This is a genomic window from Streptococcus sp. HMSC078D09 (genome assembly GCF_001813675.1).
Classification (GTDB): domain Bacteria; phylum Bacillota; class Bacilli; order Lactobacillales; family Streptococcaceae; genus Streptococcus.
This window is the reverse complement of sequence record NZ_KV813657.1, coordinates 48,482-73,272: the sequence shown is the minus strand read 5'-3', so window position 1 is coordinate 73,272 and position 24,791 is coordinate 48,482. Positions and strand designations below refer to the sequence as shown.

Genomic DNA, 24,791 nt, shown 5'->3' with positions numbered 1-24,791 from the left:
GGAACCCTTTAAATAGCAAAAAATAAGATTGAGAAGCCCCAACCTTAAATTTTTTCACCATCTTCTTTTTCTTTGGCAATTTGTTCCTTAATTTTGCGCTCTTCTTCTTCTTTGCGAATCCGCTCTGCTTCAATCCGACGACGAAGCGCTTCACGTTTTGCTTCTGGATCCGGGTGAACAACTACGTTTCCAGACTCGATTTCTTCAAGCGCTTGTAATGTTGATTTAACTGATTGGAATTCTTGAGTTGGTACTGCACCACTTTCCAATTCGTGGGCCCGTTTTGCCTCAAGAATGACCAATGAATATTTTGATGGTACTTTGTCAAGCAATGTATCAATAGAAGGTTTTAACATCATATTCCTATACCTAATTTCTAATTATTTATCTCTTCACAATAGTTTGTGTTTTTGGTAACATATCCAGATAATGGCCAATGACACGGTCTACACGGAAATGCTCTGCTTCGATCACACGTTTGACACGCTCAGCAGCAAGAGGAACCTCGTCGTTCACAATGGCGTAGTCATATTCACGCATCATGGCGATTTCTTCTTTTGCTTTTTCAATCCGTTGCGCAATAACTTCTGCACTATCTGTCCCGCGCCCCACTAATCGATCTTGCAATTCATCCAAATCAGGCGGAGTTAAGAAAATAAAAACTGCATCTGGAACTTTCTTCTTTACTTGAAGGGCACCCTGAACTTCAATTTCAAGAAATACATCGATTCCCTTGTCCAAGGTTTCGTTCACATAGGTTAAAGGAGTCCCATAGTAATTTCCAACGTACTCAGCGTACTCCAACATTTGCCCTTGACGGATCAAATCTTCAAATTCTTCACGTGTACGGAAAAAATAGTCGACACCATCCACTTCACCTGGACGTTGTGCACGCGTCGTCATCGATACAGAATACTGAAACTGATTGTCCGAGTTTTCAAAAATTTCTCGTCTGACCGTTCCTTTTCCAACCCCTGAAGGGCCAGAAAATACGATTAATAAGCCACGATCCGCCATGATTTCTCCTTCAATGTCTTTCTATCTAGTGTAACAAAAATCAGCCTAATTTTCAACTGATTTTTTCATTCAAAAAGCTTGAGATGCTAGATCTCAAGCTTTTCGTTTATTTTGCGTAATCGACTGCACGCAATTCTCGAATAACGGTAACCTTAATGTTTCCAGGATATTCAAGATTGGACTCGATCTTCTCACGAATATCATGAGCCAAGATCGTCACTTTATCATCCTTGATTGCCTCAGGGCTAACCATAATACGGATTTCACGACCCGCTTGAAGGGCGAAACTTGTCTTAACTCCTTCAAAACTATTTGCAATTTCTTCAAGATCTTGCAAGCGTTTGATGTAGCTTTCAAGTGACTCACTTCGTGCTCCAGGTCGAGCTGCACTCAAGGCATCCGCTGCAGCGACAATGACTGCGATGACACTTTCTGGTTCCACGTCACCATGGTGACTGGCAATGGTATTGACCACCACTGGGTGTTCCTTGTACTTCCGTGCCAATTCAGTCCCAATCTCAACGTGACTTCCTTCCACTTCACGGTCAATCGCTTTACCGATATCATGTAAGAATCCTGCACGTCGTGCCAAGGTAGCATTTTCACCCAACTCGCTAGCAATAATACCAGAAAGTTTGGCAACTTCAATGGAGTGACGCAAAACGTTTTGACCATATGAAGTACGGAATTGCAACCGTCCCATGATTTTCATCAAATCTGGATGGAGGTTTGGCGCACCAATTTCATAGGCAGCCGCCTCACCGTATTCACGAATACGATTGTCAATTTCCTGACGGTTCTTCTCAACCAGCTCTTCGATACGAGCTGGATGGATCCGACCATCTTTGAGAAGGCTCTCCATTGTCATGCGGGCGATTTCACGACGAATCGGATCAAACCCTGACAAGGTCACCACCTCAGGCGTATCATCAATAATCACATCGACACCTGTCAAACTCTCAAAGGTACGAATATTGCGACCTTCACGACCGATAATTCGACCTTTCATACTATCGTCTGGCAAATGAACGGTTGAGTTTGTTTGCTCAGCAACAAAATCACCCGCCATTCGCTGCATAGCTTGCACGAGAATGTCTTTTGCGATTTTATCAGAACGTTCTTTCACTTCCAATTCAGCATCACGAATCCGTGAGGCAATTTCTTTTGAAAGTTTCTCTTCCGTCTGACTCAAAATAATGTCACGCGCTTCTCCTTGACTTAGAGCAGCGACACGTTCCAGTTCTTCTACTTTCTTGTGTTCAAGCTCTTCCAGCTGTTGTTCACGCGCATCAATGTGTTTAGTTCTATCTGTAAGACTTTGCTCTTTGTGTTCAAGAGACTGTTCTTTGCTTGTTAAAATGTCGTCTTTGCGATCAAGATTGCTAGCACGTTCTGCCAAACGGCTTTCTAATTGCTTCAATTCTTGTCGTTCTGACTTAAACTCAGCATCGACCTCTTCACGATATTTTCTGGCTTCTTCCTTTGCCTCCAAAAGTGCTTCTTTTTTAAGTGAACTTGACTCATGCTTCGCCTCTTTTAAAATCAAATCGGCTTCACGTTCTGCCTGTCCACGTAAATTCGTTGCTTCTTGTTCAGCATTCAAAAGGGTGAGTTCCGCAGCTTCTTTTGAAGCTTTCATTTTAAGAGCAGTTCCCACATATCCAATGACTAAACCAATGACCGCGGCAAAAACACCTGTAATAACAAAATTCATGCTTTTACCCCAAATCTATTTAATTAGTTGAATTAAAAATTCTTTTACATTTTACCATAAATTACTAAAATTAACAATCTAAAAAAACAGGAAAAACCTTTTATATTTTTGCTTAATGCTTGTTCTTTTGTCGACTTTTCTTTCATGGAACATCTGTGAGGAATTCATTAATTTCCACTTTGTTGAATCTGCTTTTTTATGCTATAATCAAGAAAAACAAAGAAGGATTTAAGTATGACAAAAGAAGTAATTGTTGAAAGTTTTGAATTGGACCACACAGCTGTGAAGGCTCCCTATGTACGCTTGATTGGTGAGGAAACTGGACCGAAAGGAGACATCATCTCCAATTTTGATATTCGTTTGGTGCAGCCCAATGAAAATGCGATTCCAACTGCTGGTCTCCACACGATCGAGCATCTTCTTGCGATGCTCATTCGCAAACGCATCGATGGTATGATTGATTGTTCCCCATTTGGATGTCGCACCGGTTTTCATATGATCATGTGGGGACAACATTCGAGTACGGAAATTGCTAAAGTAATCAAAGATTCTTTAGAAGAAATTGCATCTGTCAGTACTTGGGAGGATGTCCCAGGCACAACCATTGAGTCTTGTGGAAATTACAAGGACCACAGCCTCTTCTCAGCCAAAGAATGGTGTCGCCTGATTCTAGATCAAGGAATTTCTGACGATCCGTTTGAACGTCATCTTGTTTAAGACTAAAAAAAGGATGAACCTCTGGTTCATCCTTTTTTATTGTCATTTTTTCCCAGAAATGGTATGTCTGATCAAGCATTAATAATCCAGAGCATCTGAATGACCTTTTCCGTTTCCTACGAAATAACCCGTTTTGGCATTGATACTAAAGAGATAGGTTCCATCTGGTTTGAAGAGGTTGTAATAGCCATTACCGTTAATGATATTGACACGCTCTAAAATGTATTGATTGCCAGTGATATGTCCACGTTTACGAGCAATATTCAATACTTTTTCAAGGATCCCATCACCAAATACCCAAGCTGGGTTATTGACATCATTGATAGCTGCTTGGTTATATGGCACACGACTCAAGTTCCGCTGAAGTGGGACACCATCGCTTGGAAGACCGTACCCTGAATAGCCTGGGTTTGCCGTTCCTACACTACCTGTAGCAGCATTGACAGCTGGGGCCGTAGGCGTTGCTGCTTGAGCTGGGGCTGGAGTTGCATTAGAAGTATCTGTACCTCCTGTTCCAGTCACTGGTGCCGGTGTCGCAACTTGTTGTGAACGTCCTTGCGCAACCGCTTCATTCAATAAGCTATCTAATTTTTCATTGCCTGTCTTTGTTTCTGCAAAGGTCGCATCACTTTTCGCTTTGGCAGTTGCATCAAGAACTCCATCTTTGATGACTGGAGAACTAAATTGAGAATTCACTTTTTGAATAGCAGAAACTTGCTTCACAAGGTCTTCATATTTTGTTTTAGCCGCATTATAATCACTGCTTCCTTCTAATTTGTCCAGCAGTTTCTTCAGATTTTCCAAGTCTCCGAATTTATCATTTTTAAGAGCACTTTTTGATTCATCTACAAAAAAGGCATCGTAGGCTTTGGTAAACTCTTCCAATTTTTGAGCCTGTGTTTCACTGCTACCTGATTTAGAAGTAGAAGATGACTTGCTAGATGAAGACGATACAACAGTTGTACCACCAGATTTTCCACGACTGTGCATCCAGTTATAGGTCACAAAAATGGCCGACCCGACAATCGCTAGACCTAATGCAGAGTATAGAACTGCTTTGATTCGTTTACCCGCATTGCTTGGTGTTTCCTCAGGAAGCTCCTCTGCTTCTACAATTGGTTCAGTTGGTGTAGGTCCAAATTTAATCTTAGCAGGTAATTCTGTTGAGATAGCATCCATTTCAGGCCTTTGTTCCAAGACTGTTTCCGTTACTTCCGGTGCCTCCACTGCTTCAGCTACTTCGGCAACTGTTTCTGAAGCTGCCAACTCTTCAGCTTTAGCCAACTCTTCCTTAGCTAAGATCTTTGTATCGTATTTTTCCGCTTCAATTTCTGCTCGGTGTTGTTTGATGTATTTGTCTAAGACATTATCACCTTCCGTTACACCTGCTTCGATTTCTTCTGCCTTTCGATTGGCCTGCCCAATCGTCATCTCTTTAGCATCTTCAAACTCTAAAATTGATTCTGTTTCTTGCTCTAATGGCTTTTTATCCTTCTCTGTCATAAAAATCCTTTCTATGCCTTAATCTGCCGTTTTACTCGTTCCCCAAAATATTGGTAGAGATCAACTTTTAGGGTTCCGTTATAAAGTTTTCGTTTTTTATCTGCTTTACTACCGAATTTAGATTCAAAACCTTCATCACTGGTTAAGATAAATTTACTCCAGGTTTTGAGAGGTGCAAATACGTGCCCCATTTCAGTATACAATTTCGTCACACCTTCATCATCAGATAATCGTTCTCCATATGGAGGATTGGAGATAATCACCCCGTTGATCTTATCTGAGTGAAGATCTTGGACTCGCATTTGTTTAAAAGTAATGTCACTGCTAACGCCCGCTTTCTGGGCATTTTCTTTGGCAATCTCAACCATCCGCGCATCGATATCAGTTCCCATAATATCCAATTCGATCTCGCGATTGATTTTTCTGCTTGCTTCTTGACGGACTTCATGAATCAAGCGATCATCCATCCAGTTCCATTCTTCAAAAGAAAAGGTCCGACGTAAACCAGGTGCCATATTTCTCGCAATCATCGCTGCCTCAATACAAAACGTTCCAGAACCACATGTGGGGTCAATCAAGGGCTTATCTGGATACCAGTTTGACAGCATAAGAATTGCCGCTGCCATATTTTCCTTAATAGGGGCTCCCCCTTTTTCAGTCCGATAACCACGTTTGAAGAGGCTACTACCAGTGGTGTCAATCAAGACAGTGGCTTGATCTTTAAGGATCGATACTTCGATCTTGAACTCTGCCCCATTTTCCATGAGAGGAACACCTTCTGGGCGGGCATAATGTTTTTGTAACTTTTTAACCACTGCTTTTTTCGAAATGGCCTGAACGCTAGGTTCATTATGAAGTTTTGATTTGACACATTTAGCCTTAGAAATGGGAAAACGTGCTCCTAAAGGCAAATAATTTTCCCAATCCAAAGCAAAGACACCTTGAAAGAGTTCTTCGAAGGTTTTGGCTGGAAAAGTCCCAACCACAATTTTTACTCGATCAGCCGCTCGCAACCAGAGATTGGTCTCTATGATTGCTCGACGGTCTCCTTGAAATCGAACCCGTCCATTTTCAACCTGGCAATCGTAGCCGAGATCGCGTAGTTCTCGACCAACAACAGCCTCTAAGCCAGCAGCGACCGTTGCAATCAATTCAAATTGTTTTTTCATCTTATTCCTATCACTTTAAAAAAGGAGGTTGAGATCTCTCTCCACCTCATCAACCTATATGCAATTTTCTATAAGCCATGTTTTGTTCCAGAAATGACTAGGTACCATTTCCTTCGATAATCATCTGTCTACTGTTTCCAGTCAGAATGCTATGTTCGTTTCCACGCATTCCATGCCCCGACCAAAGTTTGGGTTGCTAGCTTGAGGGGTTTACCGCGTTCCACTTTTTAGGTTTCCCTAAAAACTACGTCACTGTGGCACTTTCAGAGTTACTAGAGCTTATCCTTAGACTTAGCTCCTTCACTCGCCGTAACTTGAATACCGAGTCCCTAGGCTTATGGATTCACCTAGCACAAACACTACAGGCATCACAGCCTGTGCTAGCATGGACTTTCCTCATGAGAGGATTCTCTCACGCGATTATCCAAAAATTGCACAATCTATGGGATTACTAATCGCGATCTACGATCTGCTTCCCAAAAACTTCTTTTTCCAAACGATTGAGACGTTTGAGTATATCAAAGTTCGTCGCTGTTGTCACTTGCGGGAATTCTTGCGTAGCGGTGCTAGCAATCGGAGATGTTTGTGGTGTTTCCTGTGCTTTTTGGGCAAGTTCTTCACGAAGGCGGGCGTTTTCTTCACGCAATTCCTTCACTAAAGCAGCATAGGTTTCATAGTCTTTTATAACATCATCCAAAAATTCATTTACTTCATCTTTATTATAACCACGAACTTCTCGTTTGAAATCTTGATCAAAAATATCTTTCGCAGTAAAAATAATACTCGCCATTACTCTCTCCAATCTAGTTCATCATCTCAATTATATAAAAAAATGGTAAGAAAAATCAAGGTATAACACTTAGTTTTCGTAAAAATTTTCAGCAAGTTCATTTAAGTCATCAAAACTTAATTGTTTGACATAAAATGGTTCTTTTTCTACCATCATTTTGTAAAGATATTTTAAATTGGTTTCATTTTCTGGATTATAAAAAACATAAGCTCCATCCGCATTATCTATCAAAAACTGATTGTATTCTTTTAGTTGACCCGGATTGCTATAGTGGGGATAGGCATATTTCACGAAATCCACCTGTTTGAAGCGTGCTAATAATTCCTGATTGCTTTCATTCCAATTTTCGCCAACATTCTCAAATAGGAAGATCGTCGCCATTTGAAAATCGTAATCATTTTTTAATGCAAAGGCGACCTCTAGTACCCAAGCCTCAAATCCCAAATTACCAGAAAAGACCAGCCATTTCACTCCTTCTTCAAATAAACGACGAAGATCTCTTTCAATGGCTTTTTTGATAATGGTCAGTCGAGGGTCTTTATTGGAAAAGACTCCCACATCAAAACTCTTATAACCTGCAACAAGTATGGTATTCATTTTTTCCTCATTATTCTAATTTATGATATAATAGAGTGATGTAATTGTACCAATAAGGAGAACTATGGTCAACTATCCACATAAAGTAGCCAAAAAAACCTTGGTCTCTACACAAAGGAAACATCCAGTCGACTTTGCGAATCGTGGGATGACATTTGAAAAAATGATCAATGAAAGCAATCAATACTATCTTTCTCGAGGTCTAGCAGTCATCCATAAAAAACCAACACCGATTCAAATCGTGAAAGTGGATTATCCACGTCGCAGTCGGGCAAAGATTGTTGAAGCCTATTTCAGGCAAGCATCAACGACGGACTATTCTGGAGTATACAAGGGACGCTATATCGATTTTGAAGCGAAGGAAACACAGCAAAAGCAATCCATGCCGATGAAAAATTTTCATCAACATCAAATCGATCATATGGAGGCAGTTGTCCAGCAAGGCGGTATCTGTTTCGTTCTCTTGCATTTTGCAAAGTTGAGTGAAACCTACTTACTTCCTGCTCCTGCATTAATTCACTATTACAACATCGATCATGGTAGTAAATCCATGCCCCTCTCCTATATTCAGGAGCACGGCTTTCTAGTAGATAAGAATCGTCTTCCAAGCGTTCCTTATCTTGATATTATCGAACAGAAACTTCTAGGCGGTATTTAAATGAATAAACAAACAGTCATTCAATGGTTGAAATATGTTGCGATCGCAGCCATTTCATTTTTCTTACTTTTATTTGTCCTCGGTGGACTGATATTTAGTTACTATGCTATGAAAGCACCAACCTTGTCTGAAAAAGATTTGGTTGCAACAACATCTAGTAAGATCTATGACAACCAAAATAACTTGATCGCGGATTTGGGAGCTGAGAAACGAATCAATGTCACAGCCAATGAAATCCCTACTGATTTGGTCAATGCTATCGTTGCGATTGAAGACCACCGTTTCTTCAATCACCGTGGGGTCGACATCATTCGGATCGGCGGTTCCTTCCTTCACAACTTACGAGGAGGAAGTCAAGGTGGGTCAACCTTGACGCAACAATTGATCAAGTTAACCTATTTCTCCACTTCAGCCTCTGACCGTACCCTCTCTCGTAAGATCCAAGAAGCTTGGTTAGCAACCCAACTAGAAAAGAAAGCAACCAAACAAGAAATCTTGACCTATTACGTCAATAAAGTATTTATGGCGAATGGGAACTACGGAATGCAGACAGCTGCGAAAAGTTATTACGGAAAAGATCTAAAAGATCTTTCGCTCCCTCAATTGGCACTCCTTGCGGGGATGCCCCAAGCACCAAACCAATACGATCCATACTCCCATCCTGAAGCAGCGCAACAGCGCCGAAACTTAGTATTAAAAGAAATGCTCGATATGAAGACCATTTCTAACAAACAATACGAAGCAGCGGTCAATACACCTGTTACAGATGGTCTGCAAAGTCTCAGTTCTTCAAGCAGTTACCCAGCCTATATGGATAATTACCTAAAAGAAGTGATCGAGCAAGTCGAAGAAGAAACGGGCTACAATTTGTTGACAACCGGAATGGATGTCTATACAAACGTGGATACAGAAGCTCAAAAGAAACTATGGGATATCTACAATACAGATGAATATGTCAATTACCCGGATGATGAAATGCAAGTAGCTTCTACCGTTATTGATGTCAATACTGGTAAAGTCATTGCTCAGCTGGGTTCTCGTCACCAATCCAGCAATGTTTCCTTTGGTACAAACCAAGCGGTTGAAACGAACCGTGACTGGGGTTCAACAATGAAACCAATCACAGATTACGCACCAGCTCTTGAACATGAGGAATATACCTCTACAGCAGCTACTACAACAGATGCGCCATACAACTTCCCTCATTCATCAACGCCTGTCTACAACTGGGACCGTTCATACTATGGTAGCATGTCCATTACCTACGCAATTCAACAATCTCGTAACGTGCCTGCGGTGAAGGCCCTGGAAAAAGTTGGTCTTAAACAAGCTAAGAAATTCCTCAATGGATTAGGGATCGATTACCCAGAAATGGTTTACGCCAACGCTATCTCGAGTAACACTAGCGATTCTAGCAACAAATACGGAGCCAGCAGTGAGAAAATGGCAGCTGCCTATGCTGCTTTTGCCAATGGCGGTACCTATTACAAACCATCCTATGTTAGTCGGGTTGTCTTTAGTGATGGCACAACCAAGGAATTTGAGTCCGAAGGAACTCGTGCAATGAAAGCAACAACTGCCTACATGATGACAGATATGATGAAGACAGTTCTCTTGTCTGGTACCGGTACAAATGCTGCCATTTCGGGAATCTACCAAGCTGGTAAGACAGGTACATCAAACTATGCTGATAACGAAATCGGTAAATTGACAAAAAATGCTTATTCAAATATTGTAACACCGGATGAATTGTTTGTAGGCTACACTCCTGAATATGCCATGGCAGTATGGACAGGTTATTCCAATCGCTTTACACCAGTATTGGATAATGGAATACAGGTCGCAACGGATGTCTACCGTCAAATGATGCTCTATCTTGCTAATAATAATAACTCTGGTCATACGGATTGGACGCAACCAAGTGGACTGTATCGAAGTGGTTCTTATCTCTACTTAAACAATGGTAAGAACAACTACAATAACTACTACTATGAGCCAAGTTATTCCACTGATCAGTATTCGTATGAAGAACCATCGTCTAGCTCTTCGAACGAAGAAAATCAATCTAAACCATCTGAGCCTTCTTCGCAAGACTCTAACAATCATAACGAATAATAGAATGGAGAAGTCGGGCTTTTGCCCGGCTTTTTTTAAAACAATGGTTAAAAAACCAGAACGAATAAAATCTGATTTATTTAGTTAGACTTCCCAGCTTTTTTATTTTTGAGTATATAAAAAAAAGAGCCTTTCGGCTCTTATTAGAATGTAGACAAACTATTTTAAAGCAAAATAAGTTAAGTGATTCTGCAAAAAACAAAATTGAGTTCCAATATTTAAATCGATTTAAGAAAATACTGAAACTTTCCGCTGTGAGAAAAGTGCTTGAAACGTTATCGTTTCAGGCACTCGGAATTATTGAGACCTTAGGCTCAATAATTAGTCATGGAACTTCAAAGAAGTTCGCTGACGTCCGTACTCACCTAAGGAAAGTTTTTAAGATATTTTGTCTTCAATCTGAAAAGAGCCTTTCGGCTCTTTTCTATATCATTATTTTGCTAAAGCTCCCATTGGATCCCACGGTGCTAGGACAATTGGTTCTGCTTCATAGGCTGCTAATTCGTCTGCTGTTAGGAATTCTTTACGAACCACGATTTGATAGGTATATTCATCCATCCAAGCATCAGAAGCCACAAAGTAACCATCTGTACCGACCTTGTCTCCCCATGAATTTTCAACCTTCCATTTACGAGGCTGACCTGCTTCGTCTAAATCAACCCCTGTCAAGACCATAGCGTGTGTCATGAGACTTTCTGCATAGTCCAAGCGACCCGCCTTGTCTTGTGTCAAATGAATGTCCATGCCTGCTTCAAAATCGTAGACATCTGTTGCCAGGATTCCGGCTTTACGGTTGCTGACTTGGCCTACATCTGAACCAAACCAGACAGTTTCTCCTGCTTTCATTTGAGCAATAGCTAATTCTTTCAATCGATCCATTGGAACATTTAGGTAGCGGACTGGACGGCTACCAACCACATTGCCCAGCATATCTACGGTGTAAGATTTTCCATATGGCTTATCTGTAGTTGGGGCATTGATAATGGAGACGTAATCGTCTAATTGAAGGTCTACATATTTTTTGTAGAAGCTTTGTGGAGTTAAGCCACTTTCGGTATGGAATTGGTTGTCCTTATCACGGTATGAAAAGTCAAATTCACGCGGAGGCAATCCTAAAGACATAGCCAAGAAGTTAAAGATTTCTTGCAACAACGCTTGTTTCTTGCTCGCAACTGCCTCACTATCTGCGCCTGAGTGAATCAAGTCACGCAAGATTTGCGCATCTTGACGCAAGAGTTTATTGAGGTAGGTGTTCAATTCCCGGCTATTACTTGAAGAAATCGATTCCGGATAAACTGATTTTGGAACCACTCCGTATTTCTCAAAGAGGGATACCACCATATCCCATTGACCACCATCTTGTTGTGGGGTTTGTAGGAGAAAAGCCACCTTACGGCTGGTCAATTCTTGATCTGCTGTAGCAATCACTTGCTCCAAAAACCAGTTTGATTTTTCATACTTATCCCAAAAGAAAGTATGTGCTTGAGACAATTCAAAATCCTCCAATTGGAAGCTTGAAATCATCTTGTGACGGAAGGTATTTAAAGCCGCAAACATCCAACAACGTCCAGATGCTTTTTGGTTTGTCACCTTATCCTTGGTCAAATCAAATGAAAAAACTGGTGTATTTTCTACTGCACTCTTGCGCGTTTCAAGCGATGCATGGATCCCATTGTGGGTAACAGCATTTTCAAGAGCCGCATATTTCACATTTGCTTCATAATTAGCATAGAGCTGGTCTGTAAATTCTTTCGTTAATTCTGACATAGCAATCTCCTTTTTTCATTATTTACTATTATAATCCTTTGAGCAGAATCTTCAAGTAAAAATCACCCTATAGAGAGGGATTCTGTTTAGAATAGATGATTTTATCCCCGCAATATCCTTTGCGTTGAATGGCATGAGGGATGGTTTCTACATACTGCATTCCTGCCTTTTCCATGACTTTCCCTGAAGCAGGATTTAAACTGACATAAGTGGCTTTGATTTCTTTAAATCCGACTTTGTTCAATAAGAAATCCAAAACAGCTATGACGGCTTCTGTCATGAATCCCCGCCCCCAGAATTTCTTGCCAAGGATATAACCTAGCTCGCATGATTGACTTTCCTGGTCTTGAGAAACCACACTAATATCTCCAATTACCTGATCCAGTGATGTTTTCAAACAAAGCGCCCATTTATAAGTATCTGGTTTACGATACTGTTCGATCCATCTTTTGATCGATTCTCTGGTTCTCTCAGTAGATGCATGGGCATCCCAAGTGACATATTTCAGGGTTTCAGGATCCGAAGCCCAATTTTCAAACATCGCTGGTGCATCTTCCAAAACGAAAGGCCTCATGTATAAACGCTCCGTCTTTATGACAAGACTTCCAAGATGCTTCATAGATTGTCTCCCTTCATTTTTTCATGCAACTTGAACTTTGCAAGTTGGTTACTTTAATCTAGAAGAAAAGGACGGATGAAACCGCCCTTCTTTTTAATGCTTTTCACAATATTGTATGGTGAGACTACGAAATAGAACTCTACGAGTTACCGATTTCTACCTCGTTCTCCTATTTTAAGACTCGGGCTAAAAAGGTCCACTGGACCTTTTTACTCCCAAAAATGATCAAATACTGTGATTGGCAAGTGGCGTTTGTGTTGGCCTTTGTACCACCATTTTTCAATAGTGGCTTGAGCTTCTGGACTCACTTGTTTGCCTTCTAGGTAATCATCGATTTCATTATAGGTGACACCCAGTGCTACTTCATCTGCTATTCCTGGTTTTTCTTCTTCCAAATCTGCTGTTGGGATTTTCTCATAAAGAGCAGGATCGGCTCCTAAGGCCTTAAGCAATTGTTTTCCTTGGCGTTTATTCAAACGGAAAAGGGGTAAAATATCTGCACCACCATCTCCAAATTTTGTGAAGAAACCAGTAATATTTTCTGCAGCATGATCCGTTCCAATCACCGCTCCGCTGCGTGCTCCAGCTAGAGCATACTGAGCAATCATGCGACTGCGAGCCTTAATATTGCCTTTGTTAAAATCAGAAACCTCTGTTCCAGTCGCTTCTACTGCTCGTACCATTTCGTCAGCAGACTCCTTGATATTCACAACCAGGCTAACATCCGGCTGGATAAAGGCCAATGCTTTTTGTGCATCTGCTTCATCTGCTTGTAGCCCATAAGGAAGACGAACGGCAATAAATTGATAGGAGGCATCTCCTGTTTCTGCACGCATTTCTTCCATGGCTAATTGAGCTAATCGTCCAGCAAGAGTTGAATCTTGTCCTCCTGAGATCCCTAATACAAATGTTTTCAAGAAGGGATGTTTTTTTAGATATCTTTTTAAGAAATCAACCGAGCGGCGAATCTCTTCCTGAGGATCAATGCTAGGCTTGACACCCAATTGTTGGATAATCTCTTCTTGCAAACTCATTTTGCTTCTCCTTCTCCATTGGCCTTGTTACGCATTTCCTCGATCAGATCCATCTTATCCTGCCAAATATCTTTGGCCAAGTCAACTGGGTAATGCTGTGGATTGAGAACGCGCTTGTATTCATCCCATAATTGATCGTAATTTTTACGAGCATATTCTTGAATTTCTGATAATGTTGGCAGTTGATAAACCAATTGACCCTCTTTAAAAATATCCACTAAAAGAGGAACCGCCTCAAAGTTTCGGACTGTTTTATTAATGTAGGTATAAGTTGGATGGAACATTTTAAGTTCTGTCAGTTGTGAAACATCTACTCCATCGTAAGTGATGTAGTCCCCTTCTGACTTACCTTTTTCACGGCTGGTAATCCGCCAGACTTGCTTTTTACCTGGTGTAGAAACTTTCTCTGCATTATTGGAAAGCTTGATGGTATTGATCATCTCTCCTGCTTCGTTTTCAACAGAGACAATTTTGTATACCGCTCCAAGCGCTGGTTGATCGTAAGCTGTAATTAACTTGGTTCCTACACCCCAAACATCAATTTTTGCTTTTTGCATTTTTAAGTTGAGGATGGTATTTTCATCCAAGTCATTAGAAGCGTAGATTTTAGCATTTGTAAACCCAGCCTCATCTAATTGCTGGCGAACCTTTTTAGAAATATAAGCAATATCTCCTGAGTCAATCCGGACGCCTAGGAAATTGATCTTATCTCCCATTTCACGCGCTACCTGAATAGCAGCAGGGACCCCAATACGAAGCGTATCATAGGTATCGACGAGGAAGACACAATCTTTATGGGTTTCCGCATAAGCTTTAAAGGCTTGATAGTCATTCCCATATACTTGTACAAGAGAATGGGCATGGGTTCCTAAAACTGGGATTCCAAAGAGTTTTCCTGCACGAACATTACTAGTTCCATTGGCCCCTCCGATGACTGCTGCACGAGTTCCCCAAATGGCAGCATCCATTTCTTGCGCACGACGTGTTCCAAATTCCATCAAAGGCTCATCTTCAATGACTGAACGAATACGAGCAGCTTTTGTTGCTATCAAGGTTTGAAAGTTGACGATATTCAAAAGGGCTGTTTCCACCAATTGACACTGAGCCAGAGGACCCTCTACCTGAACAATTGGTTCATTGGCAAAGACTAAATCTCCTTCTTGAGCAGAACGTACCGTCAATTCCAACTTGAGATCACGAAGATATTCCAAGAAGGCCCCATGATAACCAAGTGACTCTAAATAGGCAATATCGCTCTCAGAAAAACTCAAGTTTTCCAAGTATTTCACAATTCTTTCTAAGCCAGCAAATACTGCGTAGCCGTTTTTAAAAGGCTGTTGACGAAAATAGACTTCAAATACGGCATGTTTATTGTGGATACCTTGATCAAAATAGACTTGCATCATGTTGATTTGGTATAAATCAGTATGCAAGGTTAAACTGTCATCCGGATACATATGAATACCTCTTTTTTATAGATTTGTTCTATGAATTCCTACCATAAAATTAGTACCATTATAGCACATTTCAGCTCTATTGAATACTGAAAGGAAAGCATGAAAAAAATCTGAGACAGGAAGCTCAGATTTTTTTGGATTAAAAGTTTTCTGTGATATATTTATAAACTTCTTGGCCAGCAATCGCACCGTCTCCGACGGCTGTCGTCACTTGACGTAGATCTTTTTGACGAACATCGCCAACTGCAAAAACACCTGGGACTGTGGTTCTCATATGATCATCCGTGATCACCCAGCCATTTTCATCTAAAATACCAAGTTCTGTCGCAAAATCACTGACAGGATCTAAACCAACATAGATAAAGACACCACCGAAGGCTTGCTCTCTAACCTCTCCTGTCTTCACATCTTTTAAAAGGACAGACGTTACTTTTTGTTCACCCTTAATTTCTTCAACAACCGTATTCCAAGCAAAGTGAATTTTATCATTGGCAAAGGCACGATCTTGAAGAACTTTTTGGGCACGCAATTGATCACGACGATGGGCAATGGTCACTGTTTTTGCAAACTGAGTCAAAAAGACAGCTTCTTCTACCGCAGAATCGCCACCACCAACGACTAGAAGATCCTCATCTCTAAAGAAAGCTCCATCACAAACAGCACAGTAGGAAACCCCTCTACTATTCAGCTCTTCTTCACCAGGGACATTCAATGGACGGTGGTTAGACCCTGTTGCAATCACCACGGTTTTAGCTTCAAATTCCCCATCATCTGTGACAATCTTTTTGGTTGCTCCGAGGTCTTCGATGCGCTCTACCTGACCAAACAAATGTTCCACACCAAGATTTTCTAAAGGCTCAAACATTTTTTCAGCCAAGTCTGGGCCACTAATATTCGCATAGCCAGGATAGTTTTCAATGTCAGACGTATTGTTCATTTGACCGCCTGGAATTCCTCTCTCAATCAATGCGACCTTTAAATTGCTTCGTGCTGCATAAAGGGCAGCAGTCATCCCTGCAGGACCTGCTCCAATAATCACTGTATCAAACATACTCAACCTCTTTCTGTTTTGTTGTAACCATTATAATTCTAACACGGTCTTTTTGCAATTATCGTGCTTGAAAGATAAACAAAATCCCTATGACCGCAAAGGTTAAAATAGGAATCGTCATGATATCAATTAAGAGGATATCATACAAATGGGCTTGTCGTTGCTTGGCTGTTTTATCTTTCTTCTTAAGGGCACGGTAGCCAATCCAAATACAAGAAGCGATCCCAACTAAAATCGTTGTCGTCACTAAACTTTGTAAATATAAGGACAATAATTTATTTAACATCACGACTCCAAATATTTTTACATTTTCAGAAAACAAACCCAGCTAGCATCGCCAGCTGAGTCTTACCTCTCCTCTATTATATCAAACATAGGTCCGTTTGTAACTAGCAAAGAATTCTTTTGTCCGTTCTTCTTTTGGATGTTGCATGATTTCCTCTGGTGTTCCAGATTCAATAATCCGTCCTTTATCCAAAAATAGGACCTTATCTGCTACTTGCGCTACAAAAGACATATCATGGCTGACCAGTACCATGGTTTGTCCTGATTTTGCTGCATTGGCAATGGATTTTTCAACTTCTCCAACCAATTCTGGATCCAAGGCCGAAGTCGGTTCATCCAGCAAAAGAACCTCTGGTTTCATGGCCAAGGCACGGGCCAAAGCCACCCGTTGTTTTTGTCCACCTGAGAGGTGACGAGGATAGTGATTTTCACGATCCGATAAGCCGACTTTTGCCAGTTCTTCTCGAGCAATTTTCGTTGCTTCTTGGTCGGATAAGCCCTTCACAACAATGAGCCCTTCTTTCACATTTTCAAGAGCTGTTTTTCTACCAAACAAATTAAACTGTTGGAACACCATGGCCAATTTTCTTCTTAAGGTCAAGATTTGATCTTGGGTAATGTGCTCAAAATCAACCTCGAAATCATCAATCTTAATTCTACCACTGTCTGGAGCTTCCAAATAGTTTAAACTGCGTAAGAAGGTTGATTTACCAGCTCCCGAAGACCCGATTAAGGCCACGACTTCCCCTTTTTGAATTTCCAAACTTAGATTATTTAAAACCTTTTGACCTGAAAATGTCTTTGATAATTCTGAAATATAAATCATTAGATCCGGACCTCCTGATCTGGTAAATCAATTGCTACGGGAGTCTCAATATCCAGTCGACGTTCAATGTGACGGCCTAGTATTTCAATGAGAATGTTCACAATCCAGTAAACAATCGATACCGTGATAAAGCGTTCAAAGTACTTCAAATCGCTCCCCCCAATAATCCGTGCTTGGGCAAAAATTTCAACTACACTGGCACTAAAGGCTAGCGAGGTCCCCTTGGTCAAGCCAATGAGAGAGTTGATTAAAGTAGGAGTTGCAACGACTGCTGCATTGGGAATAATAATCCGGCGATAAACTTGACGGTTGGTCATTCCAAGACTACGCGCTGCCTCAATTTCACCAGGATCCACTGATAAAATGGCTGCCCGGATGGTCTCACTCGCATAAGCCGCCTCATTAAAGGCAAGAGCCACAATTGCAAATAACTCAGCTGGAATGGCATTAATATTAAAAGCTGTTCCATAAGACTGATTGATCGCTTTTAAAATAAGAGGAATCCCATAATAGGTCAACATCAACTGAACCAACAAAGGAGTCCCCCGCAAAAAACTGACAAAAACAGCTTGAATCGGGTAAAGAATTCGTACACGATTAATTTTGACCAGAGCAAAAATCATGGCAAAAATAATCCCAAAAAATGCGCCTCCTAGGGCTAATAAAATCGTCACAGGCAATTTCCCAATGACTGCCGGAAATGCATCCAATACGGCTCTCAAACTAAACAGCTTGCTATCTGGAACGTGTTTTAAAAAGTCAGCATACCAGTTGGCAGCTAAAAGATTAGTTGTAAACATTTTTGTTACTTCCTTTCTCAAACATAAACATTCTATCACATTCACTATCGGAATTCCAAAAATTGCTACAGAAATAGAAAAATGATAGACTACTCAAATTTAGTCTATCATAATTTTAGACAAGTTCCTAATAGATTTTCTTTATGGAGTTCATAAAGAAAATCTATGTTTTCTTCTGAACATTTGAAACAAGGGATTAGAAAGTTTGGCGTTTGGCCTTTCGTTCCGCCCGACCACGCGCACGGTTTTCAGCTCGCTTAGCTTTTCTCCTCTTTTCATCAACTGCCCATTTGATTTTTTTCTTGTAGCCTGGTTTGATTTTTTTCTTTTTCTTCTTCACCAGACCAATCATTTCGATATCGAGTTTCTCTTGCTTTTTCTCACGATTGGCCCGTCTATCCCGATCATAAGTATCTTCAATAACCCCATTTTTCAACACTTTCGGTACGAAACGAATTCCCATTTTTTCTAGTTCACGGATATCTGAATCATCACTCGGTTGATAAAGAGTAATAGCGACACCTGGTAGACCATTGCGCCCTGTCCGACCGACACGGTGGACAAAGAAAGAAAGATCTTGTGGAATAGCATCGTTGATGACATGACTCACCCCTTCGATATCAATTCCACGAGCCGCTAAATCTGTGGCCACAATATACTCAAAATCAAGATTTTTAACCTGATTCATGATCCGTTTCCGTTCACGTGGTGGGATATCTCCGTGAATCTTTGCCACTTTCAATCCCTGAGCCACCAAATAGGCATGGAGATCATCTGCTCTCGTTTTTGTATTGACGAAAATCATGGCCAAATAAGGTTGCAAGGTCTTGGTCAATTGGTAAATTTGCTCATTTTTATCTCGACCCTTGGTCGAAACCAGCCAATTATCGATGGTATCTGAAATCACCGTCTTAGTCTTAATTTGCTCCATGACTGGGTTTGAGAGATATTTTTTCAAGAAAGGCTGCAATTTTTGCGGAATGGTGGCTGAAAAAACTAAAAATTGCAGTTGTTGCGGAAGACTTGAAGCAATCTTATCCACAGTAGACAAGAATCCCATGTCCAGTGTCATATCTGCCTCATCCACCACAAAAGTATGGGCCTTATGAATAGCCAGATCACCCGATGCAACCAGATCATAAATCCGGCCTGGAGTTCCAATCACGATATGTGGTTGTTTGACCTGCAGTTTTTCAATCTGACGGCTTTTATCCGTTCCTCCAACATAATTTACAATCCGAATCTCTTTTTCAGAATGACTAGCGATTTGACGAGCAGCTTGGTAAATTTGCGTCGCCAACTCCCGACTAGGAGCCGTGATGACCGCTTCAACTTGCTCACTGTCTTCATTTAAGGTTTGAAAAATCGGCAAGAGGAAAGTATGGGTTTTCCCAGAACCTGTCTTTGACTCTCCTACCAAATCATTTCCAGCTAGGACAATCGGAATTAGTTTTTCCTGTACTTCGGTTGCTTCTCTAAAATTGATTTCTTTCAGTGCCTCTTGAATATAGGGCTTAAAATTAAACTCTGTAAATTTCATTTTCTCAGTTCCTTTCATGATCTCTATTATTATATCAGAAAAGCTGTCTTCTTGCCTCTCTTATGGGTCATTTTTCCTAACCAGCGAAGTCTCTCTGAGTCAGCAAAAAAACGATGGGCAAGCCCACCGTCGTTTTATAGGTAGAGAAGGACTAGAGTCACGACACTTGTCACCAAGGCAATGCTCCACATAAAGGCATCCACTTTCCATTCTGACCAGTTTTGCCCATTGCCAGAAAGGCCACCCAGTTCTAAATGATGGTGGAAAGGAGTCATTCGGAAAATCCGACGTCCTTCCCCGTAACGTTTCTTGGTCCATTTGAAATAGGTCACTTGTAGCATCACTGAACCTGTTTCAATGACATAGACCAGACCAATCAAGAGCAGCGTCCACTCGACATGCAAAGCCATTGACAAGGCTGCAAGCATCCCTCCAAGAGCTAGACTACCGACATCGCCCATAAAGATTTTAGCCGGCTTGTGGTTGAAGACAAAGAATCCAAGCAAGGCCCCAATCATACTCAAAGTCACAAAGAGAATGTCCCATTTTCCTTGCATATAGGCAATAAAGGAATAGGCACTCAGGCTAATAGCAACGGAGATGCTGGCTAATCCATCAATCCCATCTGTCAAATTGACCGCGTTTGAAAATCCAACCAACCAAAACAAAGCAAAGAGAATGTAGAAATGACCCAAGTAAAGATCGTAACCAAAGACATTCAAAAGGCTTCCTGCACCGTGGCGTTCAGAAAAAATATAGAAGATGATTCCACCAACAAGTTGAAGGGCTAATTTTTGTTTTGGGTTGAGACCTTCATTAATCTTACGAAAGACTTTTAAAAAGTCATCCAAAAATCCAACAATTCCATATAGAATCAAGATAAATAGAATCAGTTGAACAGGGCGCGTGAAATTTCCAGTCAATACGGTAACGACAAAACTAACTAGAACGGCTGTAATGAGAAATACAACTCCACCCATTGTCGGAGTGCCAGCTTTCGCTTTGTGTTGTTTCACATCTTCGTGCATTTGTTGCCCGGAAATATGAGCACGATGGTAAAATCGAATAAAGGCTGGAATAGCAGCCACTGTTAATAGAAACGATACAAGGATCGTAGCAATATACATCTTAGTCTCCTAATGTTAACGTAATCTTTTTAGTTTTATTGAGTGAGGTGTTCATTTTGACACTTTGTTTGGTTACTTTCTTTCCACTACCTTTATAGGTAATCTCAATTCCAGTCCATTCTCCAAAGATGTCCGCATTTTTCTTAGTCCAACCATACATATCTGGAACCGCATCAAAGTCTTCTGTCAATAACAATACTTGCTGATTGGCTTTGACTTTAGAGCCTATATCCACAGACATTTTGCGGATATTTTTCCCGGTTCCTAGGACAATTGGTTGCACCAAATTGCGACGCAATTCCTCTGAATAAGCACCTGGGCTCAAATTTTGTTTCAGATTCAACTCCTTAGAGAGAGTTTCTACTGAAGGGATTTTGTAGGTCGTTTCTTTGGTCACACCATCCAACGTTGGTGCCTCTGATGTCAAATGCAATTCGTCTTTTAAAGCAACTGCATCTTCCAAAATAGGATTGACCAGCTCTTCCCAGCTGGTCGCTGAGAATTTCACTTCTGGTTGTTGGACCGTCACATACATGATGAATTCAGGATCTTCTGCAGGTGTCATGGCTACAACCGAGTTGATATAATCATTTTCTCCTTGTAAGTATCCTTGATCTGTCGCAATTTGGGCAGTCCCTGATTTCACTGCAACGTTTTGACCGGGTACCTGAATGATGGGTCCATCACTGTACAAGGTTCCATACTCTGGATCTGTTCCGACGGTGATCATATAGTTCCGTGTCTGTTGTGCAGCTGATCCTGAAACTGGTTTTCCAACAACTTCTTTTTTTGATTTGCGGGCTGTGTCTGATTTTTTATCGTAAATAGCACTAATAAACTTCGGCTCCAACATTTGCCCATCATTAGCGATGGCACTAAAGGCCCGCAACATCTGCGTTTGGGTGACAGATATCCCTTGTCCAAAGGCAGACATAGCTTGAGTAACATAGTTATCACCCGGAAGGCTTCCAAAACTCTCATCGCCCATGCCAAAACGGGTAGAGAGACCAAATTTGAAGCGGTGGAGGTAATTCATCCAGACGTTATTTCCCATCTTCTGCTCTAGCTTGGTCATCCCAATATTACTAGAATAGGCAAAGCCCTGAGCAATGTTCATATAGCGTCCATCCATCAAGCCCATATTGACATCCCAGTCACGAATCGTCGCATCTTTTACTTGTAGTTCGTTACTGTAGTATACTTCATTATAGGCTGGGAAGGTTCCATGATCAATCGCCGAAGCTAATAACATGACCTTCATCGTTGAACCCGGTTCATATTGACCTTGATAAAGGATGGTATTCCAGGTTTTCAAGTTTTTCAGATCCAACCCTTGTTTGGTATCCGCATTATAGGATGGACGTTGCGTTGTAGCCAGGATTTCTCCAGTTTTTGCACTCACAAGAGTCGCACTAACATACTTTCCTTTTACTTTTTCTTGGAAAACATCCATTCGGGTTTCGAGATAGGTTTGAAGTTCCGCAGAAAGGGTTGTGTATACATCCTTCCCATCTTCTGTCTTCACGGCAACCTTATCTGATCCTGGCACAATATTTCCGTTGCGATCCTTTTCATAGGTCACAACGCCATCCTGACCACCCAGGATGCGATCCAAGGATTTTTCGATTCCCGTTGTTCCCTGCAGGGTTTTATTGCCTTCTTTATCTTCTATCAATTGAGCTTGACCGATAAATTGAGAGGCAAAGTTCCCATTTTTATAACTCCGGTTTGGACTCGTCGTAAAAGCGATCCCCTCGATCTTTGCTGCTTCCATGGCGTCACGAATGGCTGTCATATTACTATAAGTGATGCCGTTTCCGTTCGAGCCAAAAGAAACCTGTTTCAATTTCTTTTGCGACAACTGTTGAATGACGTAATCCTCATCCATCCCTAAGTACTGCTTAAAGATTTCTGCTACTTTTTTAAACTGATTCTCTTCTACATATAAGATCTTTCCTGTAGCAGACTTGTACTTTTTATCGATAACCGCATAAACATTATAGGTTGTTGCATCTTCTGCAATCACAGCACCATTTCGATCGTAAATCGTGCCTCGTTTTGCAGGAACAATGACGGTTTCTTCATGCACCTTTTTGGCCTGGTCCGATAAGGTGACACCAAATTTCTTATCGGTGCCTATAATCAGAGCAAAATTTAACAGGAAGAGAAAAAAGAGGAAAATCGCCAGTACACTGAGGTTTTTCCCAACTTGTTTTCGATTTTGAGCCGGTAAACGGCGTTTTTTCACCGAATACCGAATCAAAAACTTTTTAAATTTATTCATCACTACTTGCACTCACTGTTTTTCGATTTTCTTTTTGTAACTTCATTCCTTGCGAACTGGCAAGTTTCGACAACCGATCATAGCGCGTCAATTCATTGACCTCTTGACGAACATCTGCCAATTCCGTCTTTTTGGCTTCTAGTTCCGTATTCAAATCAGTCAATTCACTTTGAACTTGTAAAATCCGTGTCTGCATAAAGACGATACTAATGGCTAAAATAACAGCTGTTAGGACAATCGACCCATAAAAAGCCTTTTCTACTCTAGAGAAACGGCGAAAGCGGTCTTGTAGTACCTGTGTTCTTGTTCTCTCATTTCTTGCTGCCATATCAATTCCTCTTACTTGTGTATTTTTCGAGCAACCCGTAATTTTGCTGAATGGGATCGATTATTTCCCTCAAGCTCTTCATCACTTGGCAAAATAGGTTTCCGGTTGACCAACTCCATCTTTGGTTTCAAATCATCTGGAATAAAGGGAAGTCCCTTTGGAACCTCAACCGTCGAAGCTTCTTTAAACAATTGTTTGGTCAATCGATCCTCTAACGAATGAAAGGTAATCACAGAAATACGACCATCGAGGGCCAACAAATCCATAGCTTGCTGAATCGATTCATCTGCAGCTCCCAGTTCATCATTGACTTCGATACGAATGGCTTGGAAAATCTGTTTAGCAGGATGGCCCTTTTTCTTGAGCTCCTTAGCTGGTTTAGCAGATTTAATAATCTCTGCTAATTCAGTCGTTGTTTCAATCGGTTTAATTGCTCGTGCTTGCTCAATTTTCCGCGCAATTTGCTTGGAAAATTTGTCCTCTCCATATTTGAAAAAAATACGGACTAGATCATGGTAATCGTAGCTATTTACAACCTCATAGGCTGTCAAGGAAGCTTCTTGATTCATCCGCATGTCCAGTGGCGCATCTTTCTTGTAAGAAAATCCGCGTTCCCGTTCATCTAACTGAGGACTAGAGACACCTAGGTCATAACAGATTCCATCAATTTCAGTCACACCCAATTCGTTTAGACGTTCCTTCAAATGACGAAAGTTATCCTTAATGAAGGTCACCATGCCTTTCTCGATGAATGGAGCTAAACGAATCTTAGCATTCTCAATTGCATGCTGATCTTGGTCAAAGGCATAAAGATGGCCCGATTCATTTAATTTTGTTAACAAATATTCGCTGTGGCCTGCCCCACCCAATGTGGCGTCTACATAGATCCCATCTGGCTTAACATCCAGCATATCGATCGTTTCATGAAGCAAAACCGTTACATGATGAAATTCTTTACTCATATCTTTACTATTTTACCACAAATGGGACCAAGATGCACTCCTGAAAGAAAATTCACTAACTAACCCTATCGGACCTTTTCAGATCCTACAAAATACTTAGAAAGGCTTGATTTCATTTGTTTCCTCTAGAATTTATGATACAATATTCTTATGAAAATAAGAAAACAGATTCTCATCCCACTTTTATTGGTCGATGCTATCGCTCTCTACTTTTTTCTAACCACTATTGAGGCTTGGATTTTTTGGCTTGCTGCCCTGATCCTAGTCGGTTCACTTTGGTGGTTCAAAAAAGCCATTCAAGGACAAAAAACAGAGATGGAAGAAAAATAATTTCTTCCATCTCTGTTTTTCTTTTAATCACTCCAAGAAATTTCTTAAAAAAAGCAAACTAGCTCTGAAATAATAAAGAGGCTGGGACAAAAGTCCTAGCC

At 40.9% G+C, this 24,791-nt stretch carries 24 protein-coding genes and 1 other RNA gene; 4 read left to right on the top strand and 21 right to left on the bottom strand.

What is annotated here, in order from left to right; translation table 11 throughout:
• Positions 1-44 precede the first annotated feature (44 nt).
• The 3 genes from rpoZ to HMPREF2926_RS02180 form a co-directional block, all read right to left on the bottom strand.
• Positions 45-359 carry a DNA-directed RNA polymerase subunit omega gene (gene rpoZ, locus HMPREF2926_RS02190; protein WP_003010339.1) on the bottom strand — a complete coding sequence of 105 codons (315 nt, stop codon included), beginning with the start codon at positions 357-359 and terminating at the stop codon, positions 45-47.
• A gap of 25 nt (positions 360-384) precedes the next feature.
• Positions 385-1,017 carry a guanylate kinase gene (gene gmk / locus HMPREF2926_RS02185; protein ID WP_003003905.1) on the bottom strand — a complete coding sequence of 211 codons (633 nt, stop codon included), beginning with the start codon at positions 1,015-1,017 and terminating at the stop codon, positions 385-387.
• Positions 1,018-1,123: 106 nt separating this feature from the next.
• Entirely contained in the window at positions 1,124-2,731 is a 1,608-nt protein-coding gene (locus HMPREF2926_RS02180) for a ribonuclease Y (protein ID WP_070586296.1), read from the bottom strand.
• Between the two features lie 234 nt (positions 2,732-2,965).
• Here HMPREF2926_RS02180 and HMPREF2926_RS02175 point away from each other — a divergent pair, with 234 nt between their 5' ends.
• Positions 2,966-3,448, top strand: a complete 483-nt coding sequence (locus HMPREF2926_RS02175) for an S-ribosylhomocysteine lyase (protein ID WP_049474465.1) — start codon at positions 2,966-2,968, stop codon at positions 3,446-3,448.
• 78 nt (positions 3,449-3,526) lie between these two features.
• Here the strand turns inward: HMPREF2926_RS02175 and HMPREF2926_RS02170 are convergent, their stop codons facing one another.
• The 5 genes from HMPREF2926_RS02170 to HMPREF2926_RS02150 form a co-directional block, all read right to left on the bottom strand.
• Positions 3,527-4,951: a cell division site-positioning protein MapZ family protein gene (locus tag HMPREF2926_RS02170; RefSeq protein WP_070586295.1), complete on the bottom strand. Its 1,425-nt coding sequence runs from the start codon at positions 4,949-4,951 to the stop codon at positions 3,527-3,529.
• 11 nt (positions 4,952-4,962) lie between these two features.
• Positions 4,963-6,120 (bottom strand): THUMP domain-containing class I SAM-dependent RNA methyltransferase, encoded by a 1,158-nt coding sequence (locus HMPREF2926_RS02165; protein ID WP_070586294.1) that lies wholly within the window; start codon positions 6,118-6,120, stop codon positions 4,963-4,965.
• A gap of 66 nt (positions 6,121-6,186) precedes the next feature.
• Positions 6,187-6,552: RNase P RNA component class B (rnpB, locus tag HMPREF2926_RS02160), an RNA gene on the bottom strand.
• 19 nt (positions 6,553-6,571) lie between these two features.
• On the bottom strand, positions 6,572-6,910 hold the full coding sequence (gene gpsB / locus HMPREF2926_RS02155) for a cell division regulator GpsB (protein ID WP_049490965.1): 339 nt from the start codon (positions 6,908-6,910) through the stop codon (positions 6,572-6,574).
• A 69-nt stretch (positions 6,911-6,979) separates the two neighbouring features.
• Entirely contained in the window at positions 6,980-7,507 is a 528-nt protein-coding gene (locus HMPREF2926_RS02150; RefSeq protein ID WP_070586293.1) for an SLOG family protein, read from the bottom strand.
• A 64-nt stretch (positions 7,508-7,571) separates the two neighbouring features.
• On the opposite strand from HMPREF2926_RS02150, the gene recU reads away from it, so the two are divergent.
• Entirely contained in the window at positions 7,572-8,165 is a 594-nt protein-coding gene (gene recU, locus HMPREF2926_RS02145; RefSeq protein ID WP_003010355.1) for a Holliday junction resolvase RecU, read from the top strand.
• Entirely contained in the window at positions 8,166-10,280 is a 2,115-nt protein-coding gene (pbp1a, locus tag HMPREF2926_RS02140; RefSeq protein WP_021154545.1) for a penicillin-binding protein PBP1A, read from the top strand.
• 432 nt (positions 10,281-10,712) lie between these two features.
• On the opposite strand, the gene pepC is transcribed toward pbp1a, so the two are convergent.
• The 13 genes from pepC to rsmH all read right to left on the bottom strand — a co-directional run bounded on the left by pepC (position 10,713) and on the right by rsmH (position 24,360).
• Positions 10,713-12,047 (bottom strand): aminopeptidase C, encoded by a 1,335-nt coding sequence (pepC, locus tag HMPREF2926_RS02135; protein WP_070586292.1) that lies wholly within the window; start codon positions 12,045-12,047, stop codon positions 10,713-10,715.
• Positions 12,048-12,114: 67 nt separating this feature from the next.
• On the bottom strand, positions 12,115-12,666 hold the full coding sequence (locus tag HMPREF2926_RS02130) for a GNAT family N-acetyltransferase (protein ID WP_070586291.1): 552 nt from the start codon (positions 12,664-12,666) through the stop codon (positions 12,115-12,117).
• 209 nt (positions 12,667-12,875) lie between these two features.
• A complete protein-coding gene (nadE, locus tag HMPREF2926_RS02125) occupies positions 12,876-13,700 on the bottom strand; it encodes an ammonia-dependent NAD(+) synthetase (protein ID WP_070586290.1) in 825 nt (274 codons plus the stop codon).
• Positions 13,697-15,157: a nicotinate phosphoribosyltransferase gene (locus tag HMPREF2926_RS02120; protein WP_049490970.1), complete on the bottom strand. Its 1,461-nt coding sequence runs from the start codon at positions 15,155-15,157 to the stop codon at positions 13,697-13,699. The genes nadE and HMPREF2926_RS02120 overlap by 4 nt, the downstream gene beginning before the upstream one ends.
• A gap of 139 nt (positions 15,158-15,296) precedes the next feature.
• Complete coding sequence (trxB, locus tag HMPREF2926_RS02115) at positions 15,297-16,208, bottom strand: thioredoxin-disulfide reductase (protein ID WP_070586289.1); 912 nt, start codon at positions 16,206-16,208, stop codon at positions 15,297-15,299.
• A gap of 58 nt (positions 16,209-16,266) precedes the next feature.
• Entirely contained in the window at positions 16,267-16,494 is a 228-nt protein-coding gene (locus tag HMPREF2926_RS02110) for a DUF4059 family protein (protein ID WP_003003995.1), read from the bottom strand.
• Between the two features lie 81 nt (positions 16,495-16,575).
• Complete coding sequence (locus HMPREF2926_RS02105) at positions 16,576-17,319, bottom strand: amino acid ABC transporter ATP-binding protein (protein ID WP_003003991.1); 744 nt, start codon at positions 17,317-17,319, stop codon at positions 16,576-16,578.
• The gene (locus tag HMPREF2926_RS02100; protein ID WP_024054761.1) at positions 17,319-18,119 is read right to left on the bottom strand and encodes an amino acid ABC transporter permease; all 801 of its coding nucleotides are present in this window, start codon (positions 18,117-18,119) and stop codon (positions 17,319-17,321) included. Before HMPREF2926_RS02100 ends, HMPREF2926_RS02105 begins: the two co-directional genes overlap by 1 nt.
• Before the next feature lie 196 nt (positions 18,120-18,315).
• Positions 18,316-19,659, bottom strand: a complete 1,344-nt coding sequence (locus HMPREF2926_RS02095; protein WP_070586307.1) for a DEAD/DEAH box helicase — start codon at positions 19,657-19,659, stop codon at positions 18,316-18,318.
• Positions 19,660-19,793: 134 nt separating this feature from the next.
• A complete protein-coding gene (gene mraY / locus HMPREF2926_RS02090; RefSeq protein ID WP_003014926.1) occupies positions 19,794-20,786 on the bottom strand; it encodes a phospho-N-acetylmuramoyl-pentapeptide-transferase in 993 nt (330 codons plus the stop codon).
• 1 nt (position 20,787) lies between these two features.
• Positions 20,788-23,070, bottom strand: a complete 2,283-nt coding sequence (pbp2X, locus tag HMPREF2926_RS02085) for a penicillin-binding protein PBP2X (protein ID WP_070586288.1) — start codon at positions 23,068-23,070, stop codon at positions 20,788-20,790.
• Complete coding sequence (ftsL, locus tag HMPREF2926_RS02080; protein ID WP_070586287.1) at positions 23,063-23,398, bottom strand: cell division protein FtsL; 336 nt, start codon at positions 23,396-23,398, stop codon at positions 23,063-23,065. The genes pbp2X and ftsL overlap by 8 nt, the downstream gene beginning before the upstream one ends.
• Positions 23,399-23,409: 11 nt before the next feature.
• Positions 23,410-24,360, bottom strand: a complete 951-nt coding sequence (gene rsmH / locus HMPREF2926_RS02075; protein ID WP_070586286.1) for a 16S rRNA (cytosine(1402)-N(4))-methyltransferase RsmH — start codon at positions 24,358-24,360, stop codon at positions 23,410-23,412.
• Between the two features lie 150 nt (positions 24,361-24,510).
• On the opposite strand from rsmH, the gene HMPREF2926_RS02070 reads away from it, so the two are divergent.
• Positions 24,511-24,690, top strand: coding sequence for a hypothetical protein (locus tag HMPREF2926_RS02070; protein WP_042759811.1), 180 nt, complete (start codon positions 24,511-24,513; stop codon positions 24,688-24,690).
• The last annotated feature ends 101 nt before the right edge of the window (positions 24,691-24,791 follow it).